The following is a 20,981-nucleotide window of genomic DNA, read 5'->3' on the forward strand; positions in this document are numbered from 1 at the left end:
CAGCGCCGCACATACAGATATAGTATAATGCAAAGCCACACAAAATGCAAATATCCGCCGGGGCGGATGCATAGGTTTTAATAGTAACCAAAAACAACAGAGAAAGAGGAATGAAAGATGATGCAAGCATATCGTACCGAAGGCAACTACCGCTGCGCTGCCCGCCTGACCGCCGCCGAGCTGCGCGCCGCCATGGCGAACCGCGAAATTCTGCAGGCCACCGCCCTGGCCTTTGACACCCAGCGCCAGCTGCGTTTCGAGTTGGGCGGTGTGAAGGCCATGATGCCATTCGCACAGTGTGCCGATGGGGCCGAAAGCGGCACCGTGCGGGATATCGCTGTACTGACCCGGGTGGGGCGGCCCACCTGCTTCGTCATTGATGCATTGGATACAGACGAGAACGGCCAGCCCGTGTATCGTCTCTCCCGCGCAGAGGCGCAGCGGATGTGCAAGGCCGACTATCTGGATACGCTGCAGCCCGGCGATATCCTGCCCTGCACTGTGACTCACATTGAACCCTTCGGTGCCTTCTGCGACGTGGGCTGCGGCATCAGTGCCCTGCTGCCCATCGACTGCATGTCGGTGAGCCGCATCTCCTCCCCCGCCGACCGGGTCAGCGTGGGGCAGCAAATTTTGTGCGCCATCAAGAACCGGGACGTGCAGGGCCGTTTTGTGCTGACCATCCGGGAGCTGCTGGGCACCTGGGAGGAGAACGCGGCCGGGTTCACCGTGGGCGAAACCGTGGTGGGCATCGTGCGCAGCGTGGAGGATTACGGTACCTTCATTGAGATCGCGCCCAACCTGGCGGGCCTTGCCGAGAGCTGTACCGGTCTTACCCCGGGACAGGCCGTGAGCGTCTACATCAAAAACATCCTGCCGGAGAAAATGAAGATCAAGCTGGTGATCGTGAACCACGCCCTGAGCCAGCGGCACCGGTTCGAGCTGAAATATTTCATCACCGAAGGGCATCTCGACCGCTGGGTGTATTCCACGCCGGAAAGCCCGAAACGGATCGAGACGGATTTTGCCGCTTCGGCTTGCAATCCGGTGTGAAAGCCTTTATACTAAGAAGGAACAGAAAATGCAAAGGGGATGTATGGAACGATGACCGCCAATGATGCTTTTACTGCCGGTGTACGTCCCGGCGGGTTGACCAGCAGCACCGAGATCCGGCTGCTGCTGTGCTATCTGGTAAAGAATGCCGGCCCCATTACCCGGCAGGAGATCGAGAACGCCCTGATGGAGGAGGCACTGGTCAATTACTTTGAGATCGGCTCGTGCCTGGACGATATCACAAAGCAGCAGCTCGTCACCCTGACGAACGGCAGCTATGCCATCACCGAAAAAGGCCGCAAGGTGGCGCAGGAGCTGGCCTATGACCTGCCCCGCAGTGTGCGGGAGCGGGCTGTGGCCGCCGTGCTGCGCTGCCAGACCTGGGCCCGGAAGGAAGCCAAGTACAGCGCCAGCATCACCGAAAAAGCGGATGGGCACTGTTCCATCCGCTGCACCGTCAAAGGGCTGGACGAAGACCTGTTCTGCCTGGACCTGGGCACGCCGGACCGGCTGACCGCCGAACTGGTGAAAAAGCAGTTCATTCTCAAGGGTAACGAAATTTATCAGCTGCTCATCAATAAACTGACCGAAGAAGAAAAGTAACGATTTTGAATGGCCGCCGCTTCGCTCTGGCCATAATTAGCGGAATTATTTTTATTTTTAAAAACAGGAAAAGCCTGCGGGCTTTTCCTGTTTTTGCTTTCACCATCAAGAGGCCGCAGGGACAACAACATTTTTAAAGATGATAAACTTCGCAATTGGGGCTTTTTACGTGAAAAAAGCGGTTTGGAAGCGTCCGCAGACGCGCCCAAACCGCAAATATAATAAAATAGATTTCCGCTGAATATGGCCAAAGCGCACGCGGCGGCCATTTTAAATCAGAATGCAGATGAGCCCGGTGCAGCCCTCGTTGATGACCCGTTCCAGCGTTTCCTGCAGGCGGGTGCGGGCCTCCTGCGGCATGTGCAGCAGCTTGTTCTGCAATCCTTCGTTTACCAGCTCGTGCAGGCTTTTGCCGAAAATGTTCGATTCCCAGAGCTTTTCCGGGTCGTCCGCAAAGCCCTGCAGCAGGCTGTGTGCAAGATCCTCGCTCTGTTTCTCGGTGCCCACGATGGGGCTGAGCTCGGTGTGGATGGTGGCTTTCATCATCTGGATAGATGGTGCGCTGGCTTCCAGCCGGACGCCGTAGCTGGAGCCCTGCTTCACGATCTCGGGCTGCTCCAGCCGCAGCTCGCTCACCGAGGGCATCACGATGCCGTAGCCGGTGGCCTCTACCTGCTCAAGGGCGCTGCGCACCTTCTCATACTCGCGCTTGGCCTTTGCCAGCTCCATGATGCAGGGCATCAGGCCCGCTTCGTCGCCAATGGCAAGGCCGGTCTGTTCGCTGAGCACCTGATAGAAAATTTCCGGTTTCAGCTCCACCGTGATGCGCACGATGCCGTTTGCAAGATCGATGCCGCTGATGGCTGACCGCTGCACCGCGTCGCATTCCAGCGCAGGTGCGTCGTTTCCAGCAGGCACATCCTTCATGCGGGCGACCTTCCCGGCCAGCTGCATGGCCGCGTCATACACCTGCGTCTGCAGCCAGTGGCCGTTTTCCAGCATAGTCACCCAGCGCGGCAAGGCAAAATCCAGCTCCTGCACCGGGAACTCGTACAGCACCTGCCGCAGGATATTCCCCAGCGCCGCGGCATCCAAATCGACGCAGCTCACCGGCAGAACAGTGTGGTCATAATCCCGTGCCATGCCCTCGGCCAGCTGTCTGGTCTCCGGGGCATCCGGGTGGGTGCTGTTGAGCAGAATGATGTAGGGTTTGCCCAGCGCGTCCAATTCTTCGATGATGCGTTTTTCTGTGGCTGCATAGCCTGCACGCGGAATGTCGCTGACTGTGCCGTCGGTGGTGACCACGATGCCGATGGTGGAGTGCTCGCAGATGACCTTGCGGGTGCCGGTCTCGGCGGCAAGGTCGAAGGGCACCTCGTGGTCGAACCACGGACTTTTTACCATGCGGGGCTTTGCGTCCTCCTCGTGGCCCATGGCCCCTTCCACCATGTAGCCCACGCAGTCGATGAGCCGCACCCGGCACTCGCCGCCGCCTTCCAGCTGCAGTGGCACGGCTGTTTCCGGGATGAACTTCGGCTCGGTGGTCATGATGGTGCGCCCCGCCGCCGACTGGGGCAGCTCGTCCCGGGCACGTTCCCGCGCAGCCGCCGGGCCGATGGCCGGCAGCACCAGCTGCTCCATAAACCGCTTGATAAAGGTGGATTTGCCGCTGCGCACCGGGCCCACCACACCGATGTAGATATCTCCGCCGGTGCGTGCGCCGATCTCGCGGCAGATGCCATTCTGTTCCTGATTTGCCAAAGCTGTGTCTCCCCTTCCCGTTTGCGCTGTGCACCGGACTTGTGCCGGTCCGCTCGTTGTATCGTATGAGGAGAGCGCTTTTATTATGACGAAAACCATTTGAAATGGCTCCGCATTCGCTCTGCCATTCTTAGCGGAAATACCTTTTATATTTTAGTATTTGTCGCGGCCTGCGGGCCGCTCCAAATGCGCTTTTCACCAGAAAGGCTGTAAACAGAAACGGCATCATCATTTTTATAAAAAGTAAAAGGGAAGCATCCGCAGATACTTCCCTTTTACAAAATATAAGGATAAAATTACGGAGTCAGACGGTTGGGGCCGCGGAACAGGAATTCTGCGTCCTTGATGGTCAGGCCGCACAGCAGCATGGTCAGGCGGTCGATGCCCAGACCGAAGCCGCCGTGGGGCGGGCAGCCGTACTGGAAGAACTCCAGATAGAACTTGACATCCTCGGCCAGACCCTTTTCCTCGGCCTGCTTCTTCAGCACGTCGTAGCGGTGCTCACGCTGGGCGCCGGTGGTGATCTCGACACCGCGCCAGATCAGGTCGTAGCCCTGGGGCACGCCGTTCTCGTCGCGCATGTGGTAGAAGGCACGCTTCTCGGCGGAGTAATCGGTAATGAACAGGAACTCGTGGCCGTAGTGCTTCTTCACCCACTCGTAGCTCAGGCGCTCGGCCTCGGTGGTCAGGTCGCCCTTCTCGCTCTCATCGACGGTATAGCCGAATTCTTCTTCCAGACCCTTGTACAGGTCGGCCAGCTTGACCACCGGGAACGGGGTGGTGGGGACGATGACTTCCTGGCCGAACAGCTCTTTGATCTGGTCGCCGTAGTTGTCCTTGACGGCCTGCAGACCGGCGGTGAGCAGTTCTTCCTCCATCTTCATGACGTCCTTGAAGGAAGTGATGTAGCTGAACTCCAGGTCGAAACCGGAGAACTCGGTGGAGTGCTTGTTGGTGTAGCTCTTTTCCGCACGGAACACAGGGCCGGTCTCGAAGATGCGCTCAAAACCGGCGGCCATGGCCATCTGCTTGTAGAACTGCGGGCTCTGCGCCAGATAAGCGTTACGGTCGAAGTAATCCACCTTGAACACCTCAGAGCCGCTCTCGCTGGCCGCAGCGATCAGCTTGGGGGTGTGGATCTCGATGAAGTTGCGGTCCAGCAGGAACTTGCGCATGGCGTTGACAAAGCAGCTCTGTGCCTTGAACATCAGCTGGTTCTCGTCGGTACGCAGGTCGATCCAGCGGTAGTCGATGCGCTGATCAATGCTGGAGCGCTCGACAGCCTTCTTCTTCTTGGTGGCTGCGATCTCCTTGCGGACGATGGGCAGCGCATCGGCGATGCTCTCGATCTCGATGGTCTCGGGGATCATCTCGACGCCGCCCATCTTGACGTAATCGTTTGCCACCACCTTGCCGGTGACGGTGATGACGGAATCCGGGGTGAGCTGGTCGATGGTGTCCACCAGCTCGGGGTGGTCGGCCTTCTCGACCGTGATCTGCAGTTTGCCGGTAATATCCTTCAGCACGATGAAGGCCATATACTTGCTGTTGCGCAGGTTCTCAATAAAGCCCTGCACCTTGACCGTGCCGCCGATGGCCTTTTGAGCCTCGTTGATATAGGTGCGTTCCATAATACAGGAATCCTCCTTTAACGTCTTGTGTACTGTTTTATTATACGCTTTTCCGGGGATAAATCAAGAGATATGGTGATTTCAGCCGCTCTGCGCTATGCTTTACACAAAAATGCGGCTGCAGGCAGACCGCAGTCCACCCGGAGCCGCCTGATTTTCAACACATTCCCGGTTATCGCCCGTCATGCGCCGCAGCGCACATCATTCCGGCACAGCCGGAGTATCCTTGCGCCAGCACATCATTTTGCGTAGCAAACCTCATTTTTCATCGTGCAGGGTGCCGGTGCCGCCCTCCACAACACCGTCGTGCCGCAGCACCGCTGCGATGGTGCCGAAGAAGCACTTCACATCCAGCCCAAAGCTCATGTGCTGGACATACCAGCCATCCAGCTTTGCCTTTTCGGCGATCTCCAGTTCGTCGCGGCCATGGATCTGCGCCCAGCCGGTCAGGCCCGGGCGCACATCGTTGGCACCGTACTTGTCCCGTTCAGCCAGCAGGTCGTACTGGTTCCAGAGCGCGGGCCGGGGCCCGATGACCGCCATATCGCCCACAAAGATGTTCCACAGCTGAGGCAGTTCGTCCAGGCTGGTCTTGCGCAGGAAATGGCCCATGCGGGTGATATACTGGTCCGGGTCGTGGAGCAGATGGGTGGGCATATCGTGGGGTGTGTCGATGCGCATGGTGCGGAACTTTAAAATCGAAAAGTGCTTTTTGCCGATGCCCACCCGCTTCTGTTTGAAGAACACCGGGCCGGGTGAGTCGATCTTGATGGCGATGGCAAGAATCAGAAAAAGCCAGAACAGGCAGACCATGCCGCACAGCGACAGCACGACAGCCAGCAGGCGCTTGATCCCATTGCGATACATGGGGTTTTCCCTCCGTTTTTACAATTTACTGTTTCAGTATACCAGTATGGGCCGTTTTTTGCAATCGCACGCCGGTATTTTTATGCATCTGGCGCGTTTTGCCGGTTTTGTGGTAAAAAAGCGCCGGTTTTGTCTCTTGTTTTACCCGGAAAGAGGAAGTAAGATAATGACAACAAATGTTGTCTGCGCCTTTGCCTGTGCGATCAGCCGGAAAAGCGTGGACGCCGATTCCGATCTATTTGTCGATGGAGGTTTCCTCTATGATCCAGCATTTTCGTTTTGGTTCTCCCATCCGCACCGATAGCGTTGTGCAGGATATTCCTGTTTCGTCCGATGCCGTTCCGTTCCTCACGGCTGACGCAGACGGCTGGGTGTATACAATGGTTCCGGATGCCATCGTGTACGGTCTGGGCGAGATGCCCCGCGGCATCAACAAGCGCGGCTGGCACTATGTCGCCAACAACACCGATGAATCCCACCACGGTGAGAACAAGGTCTCTTACTATGGTGCCCACAATTTTCTGCTGATCGACGGCGGCCCCGGCGGCGATCTGTTTGGCGTCTTCGTGGATTTCCCGGGCAAAGTGCACTACGACATCGGTTACACGGTGCACGACACCCTGCGCTTTGCCACAGAGGAGCCGGACTATGAGCTTTACATCCTCACTGGCGCAGACCTGAACGACATTGCCCACCAGTTCCGCCAGCTGATCGGCCGCAGTTACATCCCGCCCAAATGGGCCTTCGGCCTGCAGCAGAGCCGCTGGGGCTACAAGACCGCCGAGGATGTGCGGGAGGTGGCACGCCAATACAAAGAGAACGATCTGCCGCTGGATATGATCTGCATGGACATCGACTACATGCAGGATTATGCCGACTTTACCATCAACAAAGAACGCTTCCCGGATCTGGCTGCGCTGGCTGCCGAGTTGAAAGCACAGGGCATCCGGCTGGTGCCCATCATTGACGCCGGTGTGCGCATTGACCCCGAGGAGCCCACCTGCACCGAAGGGCTGGAAAAGGGTTATTTCTGCAAAAAAGAAGACGGCACGCCCTTCGTGGCAGCCGTGTGGCCCGGCAAAGCTTACTTCGCAGACTTTCTGCGGCCGGAAGTGCGGGCGTGGTTCGGCCACCGCTACAAGGTGCTGACCGACTGCGGCATCGAAGGCTTTTGGAACGACATGAACGAGCCTGCTCTGTTCTATTCCCCGGACCGGCTGAAAGCTTTCCTGGACTCGATGCATGAGCTGCGCGGCCAGGACAACATCGTGCAGGAGGAATTTTTCGCCCGGGTCGTGGGCGGGGCCATGGGGCTGATGAACGCCCCCGAGGACTACGCCAGCTTCTACCACGAGGTGAACGGCCAGCGGGTGCGGCACGATAAAGTCCACAACCTCTACGGCGGCAGCATGACCCGCGCTGCCGGGGAAGCCTTTGCCGACCTGCGCCCCGGCAAGCGCACCCTGCTGTACAGCCGTTCCAGCATCATTGGCAGCCACCGCTATGGCGGCATCTGGCTGGGCGACAACCATTCCAGCTGGGAGCAGCTGCTGGCCAACATCCAGATGATGCCGAACGTCCAGATGTGCGGCTTCTTGTACAGCGGCGCAGACCTGTGCGGCTTTGCCAACGACACCACACCGGACCTCGCCCTGCGCTGGCTGGAGTTCGGCCTGTTCACCCCGCTGATGCGCAACCATGCCGCCGGGGGCACCCGCCCGCAAGAGTATTACCGCTTTGCAGACCAGCTGCCTGCCATCCGCAGCATGCTCCGCCTGCGCTATGCCCTGCTGCCTTACCTTTATAGTACCTTCATGCAGGCCGCGCTGGAGGGCACCAGCTACTTCCGGCCGCTGGGCTTCGACTTCCCCGCTGACCCGGACGCCCGCGAGGTGCAGGACCAGCTGCTGCTGGGCGACGGCGTGATGGTGGCCCCTGTCTACACCCAGAACGCCTCCGGCCGCCATGTCTACCTGCCAGAGCCCATGAAGCTCTACCGCATCCGCAGCGTGGACGACTGCGACACCGAACTGCTGCCCGCCGGGCACCACTACATCCGCTGCGCCTTGAACGAGGTGCTGCTGTTCATCCGCCCGGGCCATGTTGTGCCGGTGGCAAAGCCCGCCAGCTGCACCGCGCAGCTGGACGAAGCAGACCTCACCCTCTGGGCCTGCCCGGATGAAAACGGGAAGGCCGGCTGCCGGATGTACTCCGATGACGGCGAGACCAGCGATTACGCCGCACCGGAGCACTGGAAGGTGCTGGAACTGAAATAACATATTTTTTCATGTTTCGTGGCACTGCCGAAAAATCTGCAGTTTTTCGGCGGTGCCACTTGTATTTTTGTGCGCGGCGCGTTATAATATGCCTTCGGTTCCATTTGTAAATTTACAAAAATTTTTCATTTGCGATAGAGGAGGTACAGCATTTCATGGCACAGACGACCCGCTCCGCCGACCTGACCAGCGGCCCGATGCTTCAAAAGATCATTCTGTTTTCCATCCCGCTGGCGGCGTCCAGCATTCTGCAGCTGCTGTTCAACGCGGCTGACGTGGTGGTGGTGGGCCGCTTTGCAGGCAGCACGGCGCTGGCGGCAGTGGGCTCCAACGGTTCGCTCATCAACCTGCTGGTGAATCTGTTCGTGGGCCTTTCGCTGGGTGCAAACGTCGTGGCAGCCCGCTGCTTTGGTGCAAAGGATGAGCGCGGCGTGCAGGACACCGTGCAGACCTCGGTGACGCTGGGCCTTGTCAGCGGCGTGCTGCTGGCCGTGGTGGGCTTTTTCGCCGCGCGGGGCCTGCTGGAGCTCATGAGCTGCCCGGAAGATGTCATCGACCTTTCGTCGTTGTACCTCAAAATTTATTTTATCGGCATGCCCATGACCATGCTGTACAACTTCAGCTCGGCGCTGCTGCGGGCTGTGGGCGACACCAAACGCCCGCTGTACTGCCTGGCTGCAGCCGGTGTCATCAATGTGGTGCTGAACCTTGTGTTCGTCATCGGCTTCTCCATGAGCGTGGCGGGCGTGGCACTGGCCACCATCATCAGCGAGACCGTGTCTGCCTGCATGGTCACCCGCATGCTGATGAAGGAGCAGGGCCCGCTGCACCTGGATCTGCGCAAGCTGGGCTTCCATGCCGGTTCCCTCAAGCAGATCCTGCTCATCGGTCTGCCAGCCGGCCTGCAGAGCACCGTGTTCAGCCTGTCCAATGTGGTCATCCAGTCGGCCATCAACTCCTTTGGCTCCACCGTGGTGGCAGGCAGTTCGGCTTCGGCCAACCTCGAGGGCTTCGTCTACACGGCCATGAACGCCTTTGCACAGGCTGCCGTCACCTTTACCAGCCAGAACATGGGCGCGCGCAAGTACCAGAACCTGAACCGCGTGGTCATCAACTGCCTGTTGTGCGCCATCGTTACCGGTGTTGTGCTGGGCGGCGGTGCCGTGCTGGCAGGCAATCAGCTGCTGCACTTCTACTCCTCGGACGCTGCCGTCATCGCTGCCGGATACGACCGCCTGCGCATCATCTGCGGCACCTATCTGCTGTGCGGCATCATGGATGTACTGGCCAGCAGCCTGCGCGGTCTGGGCTACAGCGTGCTGCCCATGGTGGTGAGCCTGATCGGCAGCTGCCTGCTGCGTCTGGTGTGGATCGCGACCATCTTCCAGCTGAATCGCACGCCCTTCATGCTGTACATCAGCTACCCCATCAGCTGGATCCTGACCGCTGCCGTGCATCTGGCCTGCCTGCTGGTGGTGCGCCACAAGATGAAGAACAAATTAAAGCTGGCCATCGAAAATTAAAAATACCGCGTTGCTTGACCCTCTCAGTCACGCATACGCTCGACAGCTCCCCCGAAAGGGGGAGCTTTTTGCTGTTTGTGGTTTTCTCGAATAAGGCTCTCCCTTCGGGAGAGCTGGCAAACCCGCAGGGTTTGACTGAGAGGGTTACAGTTCTTTCACCAGCAGATAGCGGTCATAGCCGCCATACATCTCCCGCCGGGCCGCAATGGCAAAGCCGGACGCAAGAGCGTTGCGCAGACTGTATTGATTCTCCGGGCTGACGGTGGCCCCGATGTGGGTGATATTGCCCGGGAAAAGCGGCAGCGCCGCTTGCAGCATGAGCCGCTGCAGGCCGTTGCCGCGGTAGTCCGGGTGGACGATGGCACTGTCCGCGTTGGCCCAGTGCGGCCATTCCGCACGCGGGATGCCCAGAAAGGCCGCGTAGTTGTGCTCGCTCTCGCCGCAGAAGCGCACAATGGCATAGGCGCCCAGCCGCCCGCCCTGCCACATGCCGATGCACAGGTCCTTTTGGACATAGGCCGTAATGTTTTCCAGCGTGTCCGGCACGAACTGGCTTGGGTCCGGCATGGCGGCGCGCACCTCATTCTGCAGTGCATACACCGCCGGGGCTTCGGCTGCCGTGCAGCGGCGCAGCTCTGCCCGGACCGGTTTGGGCACCTCTTTGCCGCCGATTTTGTGCAGAAAAACTTCCATCTTGCTCTCCCCTCCAAAATAAAATCGTACTTTTGAGTCGATTCCAGTATAAATGCCGCTTTTCTAAATGTCAATTTATGCTATAATAAAGTGAAGGTGTTTGTGCGGCAGCATGCCGGTGGTCGCAAACGAAAAGCGGCAGCGCGGCACAGGCACCGGAAGTCCCGGCAAGGGCGAAAAGCCCTGCCTGTGAACGGAGGAACCGAACCATGAAAGATTCTGCACTTGCTTCTTCCAGCCGACTGGGCGGCGCGGTCATCAGCGACCGTGTGGTTGCCAGCCTGCTTGAGGAACTGCGCACCGGACGGTATGCCCGGTGCGATCGCCTGCCCGCCGAGGTGGACCTTGCCGCCGAGCTGGGCGTGAGCCGCACCGTCATCCGCGACGCATTGAGCGAGATGGAGCGCGCCGGTTATGTGGAGCGCGTGCGCGGCATTGGCACGGTGGTGAACCGCTCTGTGCTGAACCTGCGCAGCCGCCTGGACCAGAAGCTGGAATATTACCCGCTGATCCGCAGCTTTGGCAGCTATCCCCACGCAGACGGCATTCAGGTCTACCCCATCCGCGCAGGCGAAGAACTGGCCCACAACCTTGAGATCGAGCCGGGCGACGAAGTGATCTGCATCAAAAAACGCATCCTCGCCGACACCACGCCGGTGATCTGGTCGGTGGACTACCTGCCCAAAGCCCTGTTCAACGGTCGGGACTACACCCGCATCGACCTGACCGGCAGCATCTTCGATATCCTGGAGCGGGAGTGTCACCAGCAGATCTCCTCCAATGTGGCCCACCTGAAGGCCAGCTGCGGCGACGAAGCCATCCGCTCGGCCATGCGTCTGGCCCCCGGCGAGGCCATGCTGCTGCTGGATGAAGTATGTTTCAATCGTTTGTGCAAGCCGGTGATGCGCTCACTGAGCTACTACACGAACTTCTTTGATTTTTCCATTTTACGCAAACTGCTTTAACGGAGGTACATTACACATGCGTCATCTGATCGACCCGTTGGATTTCACCCACTCAGAAATTTGCACCTTGCTCGATCTTGCCGACCGCATCCATGACGACCCGGCCGCCTATCAAGAAGTGGCTCAGCACAAAAAGCTGGCCACCCTGTTCTACGAGCCGTCCACCCGCACCCGCCTTTCCTTTGAAGCCGCCATGCTGAACCTGGGCGGCCATGTGCTGGGCTTCCCCAGCGAGAACGTGTCCAGCGCCACCAAGGGCGAGAGCGTGGCCGACACCATCCGCGTGGTGTCCTGCTACGCCGACATCGTCGCCATGCGCCACCCGAAAGAGGGTGCCCCGCTGCGCGCCAGCCGTTATTCCCGCATCCCGGTGATCAACGCGGGCGACGGCGGCCACCAGCACCCCACCCAGACCCTGACCGACCTGATGACCATCCGCCGCCGCAAGGGCCGTCTGGATGATCTGACCATCGGCCTGTGCGGCGATCTGAAATTCGGCCGCACCGTCCACTCCCTCATCAAGACCATGGCCCGCTGCAAGAACATCCGCTTCGTGCTCATCAGCCCGGAGGAGCTGCGCGTGCCGGACTACATCATCACCGATGTGCTGGAAGCCAACGGCATCCCCTACAAGGAGACCCGCAGCCTGGAAGAATCCATGCCGGAGCTGGACATCCTGTACATGACCCGTGTGCAGAAAGAGCGCTTCTTCAACGAGGAAGACTACATCCGCCTGAAGAACAGCTACATCCTGACCAAGGAGAAGATGGGCCTGGCAAAGCCGGACATGGCGGTGCTGCACCCGCTGCCCCGCGTCAACGAGATCGCGCTGGATGTAGACGACGACCCTCGTGCCGCTTATTTTGAGCAGGTGCAGAACGGTGTGTACGTGCGCATGGCGCTCATCATGACCCTGCTGGGCCTCTGCGACCCCAAGGCACCCAAGGAGGAGAACTGATATGCTGAACATCGACGAAATTCAGAACGGCATCGTGATCGACCACATCAAGGCCGGCACCGCCATCGGCCTGATGGACCTGCTGGGCATCAAGGGCAACCGCACCGCCAGCGTGGCACTGATCCAGAACGCCCGCAGCAGCAAGAGCGAGAGCGGCCGCAAGGATATCATCAAGGTGGAAGGCGACTCTTCCTGGCTGAACCTGGATGTGCTGGCCTACCTGGACCCGGACATCAGCGTGACCATCATCGAAAACGGCAAGGCCGTGCGCAAGGAAAAGCCGAAACCGCCGAAGCGTCTGGTGAACATCGTGCGGTGCAAAAACCCCCGCTGCATCTCCTCCATCGAGGAAGAATGCGACCAGATCTTTGAGCTGAGCTCCAACGGCAAGTACCGCTGCATCTACTGCGAGCAGGAGCTGCAGGTCAAGCCGGAGTAAACGATTTTTCAAACATTAAAAAGCGGCTGTCTCTGTGGGAGCATTTTCCCGCAGCGGCAGTCGCTTTTCATTTTATCAGTTCTATGTAACTTTGATCGAGCTTACTTCAGCAGTTCGTTGTGGTCCGCGCCGTTCACCTGCAGGGCCGACGCTGCACCGTCATGGCTCCAGACGATCTTTGCGCCCGCCATACTCACATTCAACAGTTCAGCGACCGATGCCGACGCGGTGCGGGATTCGGTACAGAATCGCAGCGTCTGTGCGCCCTGCTTCTGCAGCTGAAGCAGGGTCTCATGGGTCATCTGCAGCGAGGCAAAGGGATACTTTGCGGTCACAACGACCGTGCTGCCCTGCCACTCCACGGTGTACGGCAGCGTTTTGCCCGCCGCATCGGTGACGGTCAGGCCTTCCAGCGCATCGCTGTTCTGCTCGCTGCTATCTGCGGGCTGCTGCTTATCGCCCGGCAGCGAGATATCGTTGCCGTCTGCATCCCGGCGGTCAATGGACGACCCCGGCAGCAGCCCCTCGATGACCTGCTCCTCGCCGTTCGCACCAATGGCTGCATTGTCCTTGCCCGCCGTAGACTTGATGGTCACTTTGCCCTCAATGCTGATGATGGCATCCGCTTCCCGGTCACCTTCATCCGGTTCGATCAGCGCACCACTGCCAATGCCTGCACCGCCCTTGCTGAGTTCGGTGCCATCCTCGCCGGGCTCCGGGGCACCGCCCACGGCCGTCACGTCCGGCGAGCCGTCCTCACTGCTGCGGATGGTGACACGGTTCTGGGTGTCCTCGTCTGCTTCCAGGTCTGCGCCGCCGCCGATACCGGCACCGCCGCCAACACCGCCTTCGGCTTTGACCGTCGTGCCGCCTTCAATGGTCACGTCGCCTGCCGATGCGTAACCTCCGCCGATGCCTGCGCCGTTCGCGCCGCCCTCAGCGTTGACCGTGGCATTGCCGGAGATATTTACCGTCACATCGCCAAGCACACCGCTGCCAATGCCCGCAGCACCCTCGCCGCCGGTGGCATTGTCCACCTTGGCATTGTCAGTGATGGTCACCGTGCCCGTGCCGCCGAAGCCGCCGCCGCCAATACCTGCACCCTGTGCGCCGCCCTGTGCGTTTTTCACCTCGGCATTGCCGGAGATGGTGATGTCGGTCTTGGAGTTGTAATAACCGCTGCCAATGCCTGCGCATGCGCCGCCGCCGGTGGCTTCCTCGATCACAGCGTCACCGGTGATGGTCACCGTGGCGTTGCCGTAGCCGCCGCCACCGCCAATGCCCGCACCGCAGATGGCTTTCGGGTTGTCTGAGGAGCCTCCCCGGGCCGTGATATTGCCGCCCGAGATGGTCACCGTGCCGTCGCCGCCGCTACCGCCGCCGCCAATGCCTGCACCGTCCAGCGCACCAGTGGCTGTGATGGTGCCGCCGGTGATCTCAATCTCACCGGAATTTTTGAGGTTTCCTCCGCCGATGCCTGCACCTCCGTAATTGCCGGTGGCTTCCAGACTGCCGTTTTTATTCTCATCCTGAATGGTCAATTTTCCGCTGACTACGTTTCCGGCGGCGTCTTTTTCCTCGTTCCGTTCCAAACCGGCGCTCCAGCCGCTTCCAGTCAGCGAGTTATTGCCGTCCAGTTCAATGGTCGTATCCCCGGTGCCCGAAACGCTCAAGGGCGCCTTGCCTTTAGTATCGGCAATGTCCACATCCGAAAGAGTGATTTTCAAGTCGTCTTCCGTGTTGTTGATGACTTCGATCACATTGCTCGTGGTCTCGCCGCTGCCCTTGACAATGACATCGTCATCTTTCTCGTTCACGGTCTCGTTCTGGGTCACCTTGGCTGTGCCATCGCCGTTGGCTTCAATAGTGATGCTGCCATCCCCAATGTTATAGGTTGCTGCAAAGGCCGGGACGGAGAGTCCCGCCATCAGTGCGGCGACGACAGTCAATGCGGCAAGGCGCTGTGCAAGCGGCCTTGCCATACCCCCCCCCCCTAACATCGGAGTGTGATTCAAAACACGCATTGCAAGCTTTCGATAAGGGATCATAACACTGCAGGCCTCCTTCATATTCGGCAACCCGTGCAGGCTTTCTGCACGGGTTGCCATTTTTATGCAAATTTTATCTGCTGCATCCACTATAACATGTTTTTCGTCAAAATTCCATATTGTGTGCCGAAAACTCCAGTGAAATCTTATCATGCAAAACGGCTGCTGCACAAATTCATGTACAGCAGCCGTTTTCTATTGCAATAAAAAATCTGACGGAACTCTCCCCGACGCAGATAAAGCTCCCGAACCGGGCTTGACCGGCTGTGTTCCCACACGCAGCCGGAACGGAACGGGAAAATGCGACGCAGTGAGTGACTTTATGAACAGCAATCCCCAAAGAACCGCCGTTGAAAGTCCCGCCAGATGCACTCTACCGGGTCCCCTTGGACCCGCAGCAAAAGCAAAGGTGATCGCGTCAGCTGCTTACACGCACTGCAGCCGACATGCTCCATCTTGCAGCAAAGCTCTTTTACAGGAGAAGGGCTTCCCCTCTCTCCCCACCGCAACGATCCATTGCCTGCACGGAGGTCTTCCTTTACTGTTCTTATTATACCAAAACCGCACCGCCGCAGCAGACAAAATGTCATATTTTGCCGGTCCGCATGTCATGAATTGTCGGTGGAATGCGCCACCGGCAGCGAACAGGTGAAGCGGAACCAGCAGTCCCGGCAGCTGACCGTATACTCGGCCCCATATTTGCGCAGGATCTCCTGCACGTTCACAAGGCCCATGCCATGGCCGCTCTCCTTTTTGGTGGTGGCAGGCAGGCGGCCGTCCTCGATCTCCAGATTTTGCTGCACACGGTTGCACACCGAGATGAGGTATTCGTCCGGGGTCTTGCGGATGCGCACATGTACCTCCGGTGGCAGCGCTTCTGCCGCTGCACGGATGGCATTATCCATCAGATTCGAGATGACGATGACCATGTCCGTGCTGTCAAAGGGCAGACGCTTGAGGTCGCACAGGTCAAAATAGACCGTCACGCCCTTGTGCGCGGCTTCCTCGTACTTTTTGCTCAGGATGGAATCCAGCAATGGGTTATGGGTGTCCATGATGGTGGTGCCCGCCGCCACTGCCTTGCTCACACCGGCAATGTAGGCCCGCGCGCCTTCCATGTCGCCCTGATTCAGCAAGGCGCTGAGGGCGCTCATATGGTTTGTGAACTCGTGGGTCAGGCGGCGCTGAGCGGTGTAGGAATCCAGCAGGGCTTCCGCCCGCTGCTGCTCCAGCTGGGCGCGGAAGCGGGAGCTCTGCCGCTGCACCACCTGGTCGTTGAACATCTGCACGATGGCGATGTGCACCAGCACGGCCACCGTCAGGCCGACGGTCAGCACCATGTTCATCAAGGTGGGCTTCTGGCGGTTGGCCGAGACCATCAGGCCCATGTTCAGCGCCACGACCACTCCGGGGAAAAAGCTCATCACGGCCGCCTGCAGCGGCTCCAGCGCGCAGGTGCTGTTCCAGCGGCGCATGAAGTACGCCACCAGCAGCCCCACCGCCAGAATGGAGACCACCAGCGCGGCCAGACAGCTCTTATAGCGCCAGACGCTGCCGGTGGGCACGCCGAGGAACCAGGCAAAGAGGAAACTCACGGTATTTTCGGTCAGCAGACACATCACACCGTTGATGAGGCTGCCCGTCAGCTTCTGGTTGGGTGTACCGCCAAACAGCAGCGATGCCAGCAGCAGGTACACCACGTTGGTGGCAATGGAGGCCGTGTTGAAAAAACCCAGATCCCACCGAATCGAGACGAACAGCACGCACGCCGCCAGCACAGCCGCCCAGATGCAGGGATAGCGTACCTTTTTGTTTTTGCCAAGGTAAGCGTAGTCCACCAGAATGAAGGCGGCCCACTGTGCAATGCAGACCAGGTGCCCCAGCAGTGTCCAGAGAAGTGTATCATTCATCGGCAAACTGCCCCTTCCATTCCAGCCAGGCGTTGCGGATGGCTGCATAGCTCTGGCGGCTGACGCCCAGCTCCACGCCGTTCTTCAGCTCCACTTTATAATTGCGGATGCTGTGCACATGGCTCATGTTCACCACATCGCTGCGGCTCACCTGCAAAAAACCATTCTCATAAAGCATGGCGGGCAGCTCGGCCAGCTTGCCGTAAAAGGTGCAGATGGGCCGGTGCGGGATGTCGCCGTAGATGTCGATCTGGCGCAGAGCGCTTTCCAGATAATAGATCTGGTACAGCGGGATCTCGCTGGTGGCGCGGTTGTGGTGCACGGTCAGGGTCCGGTGCTGGTCGGTAAAGGCCGCCAGCAGATCGTCCAGGCACTTGGGCAGCATCCGGGCAATGTCCCGTTTGAGCAGGTAGCGGTAGGCATTGACCGTGTAGCCTTCGGGGGCAAATTCCAGATAGGCCGAGACGTAGACCAGCCGAATGTCGGGGCTTCTCTGCTTGAGCTCCCGCCCCAGTGCGATGCCATTGGTGCCGGGCATATCCACATCCAGAAACGCAAGCTGATACAGCTCCAGATACGGCGTGCGCAGCGCCTCGGCCGCACCGGTGCAGACGACGGTCTGCAGCTGGACCGACCGAGCTTCGAAATAATCGTGGATATAGTCTGCCATACGCGCACCGAACGCCGCGTCGTCGTCACAAATCAGAACGTGCATCCCAAATTCCTTTCTGCCGCAAAAGGCTCCCCTTATTGCAAGAGGAGCCCACGAACTCCTTCCGTCTCGCATCCGCTCGACAGCCTCCTCAACGAGGGAGCCCATTAGCGAAGGAATAACGGAAGGCGTAACTTATTTATGCAAAAAATTTATCGTAGATACCGAACGCAAAGATGAACAGCACGATCACCGGCAGCACATAGGTCAGGTAGCCGCGCATCCAGTCCTTCATCTTCAGGCCCTCGCCGGTGTTGACTTCCTTCTTATAGTTGTCCCAGCCCCAGCCATAGCGGGTGACGCAGAACAGCAGGTACACCAGGCTGCCCAGCGGCAGGAACAGGTTGCTGACGAGGAAATCCTCAAAATCCAGCACAGCGCCGCCAAACACGGCGAAGCCGTCCCATGCCCAGAGGTTATAGCCCAGCACGCAGGGCAGCGACAGTGCCGTGATGAGCACAAAGTTGACCAGGCTGGACTTCTTGCGGCTGCAGCCGGTGAGCTCCATGCCGCAGCAGATGATGTTTTCAAACACAGCCAGCACGGTGGACAGAGCTGCGAATGCCATGAACAGGAAGAACAGGCTGCCCCACAGACGGCCCAGCGCCATGTTGGCGAAGATGTTGGGCAGGGTGATGAAGATCAGGCTGGGGCCGCTGGTCTGGTCCACATGGTAGGTGAAGCAAGCCGGGAAGATGATGAGGCCTGCGGTGATGGCCACGAAGGTACCCAGGATGACGATGCGCACCGACTCGCCCAGCAGGGAATGCTCCTTGCCGATGTAGCTGCCGAAGATGGCCATGGCACCGATGCCCAGGCTCAGGGTGAAAAAGGCCTGGTTCATGGCGGACACCAGCGTGTTCACCACGCCCACTTCCTTCATGCGCGCAAAGTCCGGCACGAGGAAGAAGCGCAGGCCTTCCTTCGCGCCGTCCATGAACAGGCTGTTGATGGCCAGGATGACCATGATGATGAGCAGGGCGATCATCATGACCTTGGTCACACGCTCCAGACCGCTCTGCAGACCCTTGGCGCACACGAGGATGCCCAGGGCTACCACGAATACCATCCAGAAGGTCATGACGCCGGGGTTTGCCAGCATCTCGGTGAACTTCCCGGCCACCTGGTCGGCGTCAAGGCCCGCCAGCTTGCCGGTGGCGGTCATGTAGAAATAGTGCAGCATCCAGCCTGCCACGGTGGTGTAGAACATCATCAGCAGGTAGCAGCCGATGAGGGTGAGGTAGCCGTGGATGTGCCACTTCTGGCCCGGCTTTTCCAGTGCCTGATAAGCGCGCACCGGGCTCTTGCGGGAGGCGCGGCCCACCGCAAATTCCATAGTCATGATGGGCAGGCCCAGAATGACCAGGAAGATCAGATAAAACAGTACGAATGCGCCGCCGCCGTCCTGTCCGGCGATATAAGGGAATTTCCAGACGTTTCCGATGCCGATGGCACAGCCTGCCGACAGCAGAATGAAGCCCAGACGTGATTTCAGGGTCTCTCTTTCCATGATTCCAAAACTCCTTGTTTCCAGTTCTGCTTTTGCGCCGCATCCAAAGGCTGGGCAAAGCGTTGCCCCTGTATTATAGCACAAATTCCGTCGAAGAACAGGGCTGCTTCAGAAAGATGAACTTTTGTTGTCAAAAGTCTTTTTTGTTTTTCCCGGCAAAACACTTCTGCTTTCTCCGCGCATCCTTTCCAGCTTTCGTCGAAGCTATGTTTATTTCACATCAAAGTCACACTTTGATACAATTTTGTTCACCTCAGAGGTGAAGATATGATACTTCTTCACCTCTTACCGGACAAAAAGAAAAGCTCCCATCCATGCAGTGCTTTGCACGGAGAGGAGTTTCCCCTTTATTGTTCTTTTTTGATGCCGAACAATCTGCGCAAAAGGCCGCGCAGGCACTTCGGGCTTCGGATGACGATGATCTGCATATCAACCCCTGCCTTTCTGCTCTATTTTACGCAGAACAGGCCGGAAATGTTCCGGCTCAGGTGTTGTCTGCAAGGGTCTCCACCACCACCAGCGCACCGGTGCGGGTAGCGATGGTGATGCAGTCCGAGCCTTCAGCATACTCGTTGCTGATGCCCAGCGGATAACCGGCCGTCAGCTGCGCGTCGTCCAGTTCGTAGAAGGAGCCATGCTCCGAGACCCCCTCTGCCCTGCCCTCCATCGGGAAGACCGAGAAGAAGAAGTAGTTTTCCTTCGGGTAGCGGCGGGTCTCGCCGGGCATCACAAAGGTGATGCGGCTGTACTCGTCCAGCAGGGTGGCACGCACGCCGCGCTGCTCAAGGCCAAGGCCGGTGCACAGGTTCGCAAGAGTGTGCTCTATCCGTTTGCCGCCAAGACCCCCCAGCAGCAGCACCTCGTCGAAGCCCTTCTCCGAGGCCAGCTTTGCGGCGTACTCGGTGTCGGTGTCGTCCTTGACGTGGGGCAGGACCACGATATCGTCGTCCTGCTGTTCCGGGCAGGGGGCGGTGTCAAAATCGCCCACGATGATGTTGGGCCTGCAGCCCAGCGGTGCGCAGTTGCGGTAGCCTGCATCGCAGGCGATGATGAAATCATCCGGGCGCAGAGCCTTTGTCAGCTCCGGCGAGACCGGACAGGCGGAAATGATCACACAGCGTGACATGGAAATCCTTCCTTACTTTCAAACTTTCGGACGCTGCCAGTCCTTCACGTCCTTGACTTCCTCGTACATAGCGCAGTAGCTGTCATACCGGGTCTGGGAGAGCTTGCCCTCTGCCAGCGCAGCCCGCACAGCGCAGCCTTTTTCGCTGCGGTGAGAGCAGCCGGTGAACTGGCATTCGCCCAGATAGGGGCCGAACTCCGGGAACGCATGTTCCAGGTTTTCCTTTGGGATGAAGCCCGCGCGGTTTGCTTCCAGGCTGGCAAAACCCGGAGTATCAGCGATGCGCCCACCGAAAGCCTCAAAGATGGTCACTTCGCGGGTGGTGTGACGGCCGCGGCCCAGCTTCTGGCTGATGGCGCTGGTCTCGCGCTCGGCTTCCGGCAGCAGATGGTTCAGCAGCGTGGATTTGCCCACGCCGGAGTTTCCGCAGAAAGCGCACAGACGGCCCGCGATCCACTGTTTTACCTCATCCAGCCCGGCACCGGTCTCGTAGTCGATGCGGATGAACGGCAGGGTGGATCTTTCGTAGGCAGAGCGCAGGAATTCTGCTTCGGCCAAGTCGCCCTTGGTGCAGACGATGACCGGCTGCACGCCTTTATCCACCGCGATGGCCGAGAGCTTATCCAGCACAAGGGTGCTGGGGGTGGGCTGAGTGGTGCTGGCCACAAGGAACAGCACATCCAGGTTTGCCACCGGCGGACGCACGAACACGTTTTTGCGCGGTGCGATCTCAGCGATGACCGAAGCACCGTTTTCGGTCTCCAGCGTCACCTCATCGCCCGCCACCGGGGTGATCTTCTGCTTGCGGAAGATGCCGCGGGGCTTGCATTCCACGATGCCGTCCGGCGTTTTTACATAATAAAAGCCGCCGATGCCTTTGGTGATATATCCCTTCATGCACGCCTC

18 protein-coding genes are annotated in these 20,981 nt (G+C 59.0%); 7 read left to right on the forward strand and 11 right to left on the reverse strand.

What is annotated here, in order from left to right; all coding sequences use genetic code 11:
- Window positions 1–117 precede the first annotated feature (117 nt).
- Together CGS49_RS12325 and CGS49_RS12330 are read left to right on the forward strand one after the other, a co-directional pair.
- The gene (locus tag CGS49_RS12325; protein WP_097802088.1) at window positions 118–1,053 is read left to right on the forward strand and encodes a S1 RNA-binding domain-containing protein; all 936 of its coding nucleotides are present in this window, start codon (window positions 118–120) and stop codon (window positions 1,051–1,053) included.
- Between the two features lie 51 nt (window positions 1,054–1,104).
- Entirely contained in the window at window positions 1,105–1,656 is a 552-nt protein-coding gene (locus tag CGS49_RS12330; protein ID WP_097802089.1) for a DUF4364 family protein, read from the forward strand.
- A 270-nt stretch (window positions 1,657–1,926) separates the two neighbouring features.
- On the opposite strand, the gene spoIVA is transcribed toward CGS49_RS12330, so the two are convergent.
- The 3 genes from spoIVA to CGS49_RS12345 all read right to left on the reverse strand — a co-directional run bounded on the left by spoIVA (window position 1,927) and on the right by CGS49_RS12345 (window position 5,915).
- On the reverse strand, window positions 1,927–3,417 hold the full coding sequence (gene spoIVA, locus CGS49_RS12335) for a stage IV sporulation protein A (RefSeq protein WP_097802090.1): 1,491 nt from the start codon (window positions 3,415–3,417) through the stop codon (window positions 1,927–1,929).
- 296 nt (window positions 3,418–3,713) lie between these two features.
- Window positions 3,714–5,048, reverse strand: a complete 1,335-nt coding sequence (gene aspS, locus CGS49_RS12340; protein WP_097802091.1) for an aspartate--tRNA(Asn) ligase — start codon at window positions 5,046–5,048, stop codon at window positions 3,714–3,716.
- Between the two features lie 258 nt (window positions 5,049–5,306).
- Complete coding sequence (locus tag CGS49_RS12345) at window positions 5,307–5,915, reverse strand: sugar transferase (RefSeq protein WP_097802092.1); 609 nt, start codon at window positions 5,913–5,915, stop codon at window positions 5,307–5,309.
- A gap of 260 nt (window positions 5,916–6,175) precedes the next feature.
- Here CGS49_RS12345 and CGS49_RS12350 point away from each other — a divergent pair, with 260 nt between their 5' ends.
- Both CGS49_RS12350 and CGS49_RS12355 read left to right on the forward strand, forming a co-directional pair.
- Window positions 6,176–8,191: a glycoside hydrolase family 31 protein gene (locus tag CGS49_RS12350; RefSeq protein ID WP_097802093.1), complete on the forward strand. Its 2,016-nt coding sequence runs from the start codon at window positions 6,176–6,178 to the stop codon at window positions 8,189–8,191.
- A 155-nt stretch (window positions 8,192–8,346) separates the two neighbouring features.
- Entirely contained in the window at window positions 8,347–9,714 is a 1,368-nt protein-coding gene (locus CGS49_RS12355; protein WP_097802094.1) for an MATE family efflux transporter, read from the forward strand.
- Between the two features lie 144 nt (window positions 9,715–9,858).
- Here the strand turns inward: CGS49_RS12355 and CGS49_RS12360 are convergent, their stop codons facing one another.
- On the reverse strand, window positions 9,859–10,407 hold the full coding sequence (locus tag CGS49_RS12360) for a GNAT family N-acetyltransferase (protein WP_097802095.1): 549 nt from the start codon (window positions 10,405–10,407) through the stop codon (window positions 9,859–9,861).
- A 209-nt stretch (window positions 10,408–10,616) separates the two neighbouring features.
- Between CGS49_RS12360 and CGS49_RS12365 the strand changes: the two genes are divergently transcribed.
- From CGS49_RS12365 to CGS49_RS12375, 3 genes are read left to right on the forward strand one after another with little or no spacing between them, the layout of a single operon-like run.
- Complete coding sequence (locus CGS49_RS12365) at window positions 10,617–11,372, forward strand: GntR family transcriptional regulator (RefSeq protein ID WP_097802096.1); 756 nt, start codon at window positions 10,617–10,619, stop codon at window positions 11,370–11,372.
- A 16-nt stretch (window positions 11,373–11,388) separates the two neighbouring features.
- Window positions 11,389–12,330 carry an aspartate carbamoyltransferase gene (gene pyrB / locus CGS49_RS12370; RefSeq protein WP_097802097.1) on the forward strand — a complete coding sequence of 314 codons (942 nt, stop codon included), beginning with the start codon at window positions 11,389–11,391 and terminating at the stop codon, window positions 12,328–12,330.
- A gap of 1 nt (window position 12,331) precedes the next feature.
- On the forward strand, window positions 12,332–12,769 hold the full coding sequence (locus CGS49_RS12375) for an aspartate carbamoyltransferase regulatory subunit (protein ID WP_097802098.1): 438 nt from the start codon (window positions 12,332–12,334) through the stop codon (window positions 12,767–12,769).
- Between the two features lie 101 nt (window positions 12,770–12,870).
- Here CGS49_RS12375 and CGS49_RS12380 read toward each other — a convergent pair whose 3' ends face one another.
- From CGS49_RS12380 to rsgA, 7 genes are all read right to left on the reverse strand, one after another.
- Window positions 12,871–14,751: an autotransporter outer membrane beta-barrel domain-containing protein gene (locus CGS49_RS12380; protein WP_097802099.1), complete on the reverse strand. Its 1,881-nt coding sequence runs from the start codon at window positions 14,749–14,751 to the stop codon at window positions 12,871–12,873.
- Window positions 14,752–15,425: 674 nt separating this feature from the next.
- Complete coding sequence (locus CGS49_RS12385; protein ID WP_097802100.1) at window positions 15,426–16,727, reverse strand: sensor histidine kinase; 1,302 nt, start codon at window positions 16,725–16,727, stop codon at window positions 15,426–15,428.
- Window positions 16,720–17,442, reverse strand: a complete 723-nt coding sequence (locus CGS49_RS12390) for a LytR/AlgR family response regulator transcription factor (protein ID WP_097802101.1) — start codon at window positions 17,440–17,442, stop codon at window positions 16,720–16,722. The genes CGS49_RS12385 and CGS49_RS12390 overlap by 8 nt, the downstream gene beginning before the upstream one ends.
- A 136-nt stretch (window positions 17,443–17,578) precedes the next feature.
- Window positions 17,579–18,949 carry a sodium-dependent transporter gene (locus CGS49_RS12395; protein WP_097802102.1) on the reverse strand — a complete coding sequence of 457 codons (1,371 nt, stop codon included), beginning with the start codon at window positions 18,947–18,949 and terminating at the stop codon, window positions 17,579–17,581.
- Window positions 18,931–19,083, reverse strand: a complete 153-nt coding sequence (locus CGS49_RS14240) for a hypothetical protein (protein WP_179859079.1) — start codon at window positions 19,081–19,083, stop codon at window positions 18,931–18,933. The genes CGS49_RS12395 and CGS49_RS14240 overlap by 19 nt, the downstream gene beginning before the upstream one ends.
- 350 nt (window positions 19,084–19,433) lie before the next feature.
- A complete protein-coding gene (locus tag CGS49_RS12400; RefSeq protein ID WP_097802103.1) occupies window positions 19,434–20,075 on the reverse strand; it encodes a thiamine diphosphokinase in 642 nt (213 codons plus the stop codon).
- Window positions 20,076–20,093: 18 nt separating this feature from the next.
- Window positions 20,094–20,972, reverse strand: coding sequence for a ribosome small subunit-dependent GTPase A (gene rsgA / locus CGS49_RS12405; protein WP_097802104.1), 879 nt, complete (start codon window positions 20,970–20,972; stop codon window positions 20,094–20,096).
- Window positions 20,973–20,981 lie beyond the last annotated feature (9 nt).

It is taken from the genome of Faecalibacterium langellae, assembly GCF_002549775.1.
GTDB lineage: Bacteria > Bacillota > Clostridia > Oscillospirales > Ruminococcaceae > Faecalibacterium > Faecalibacterium langellae.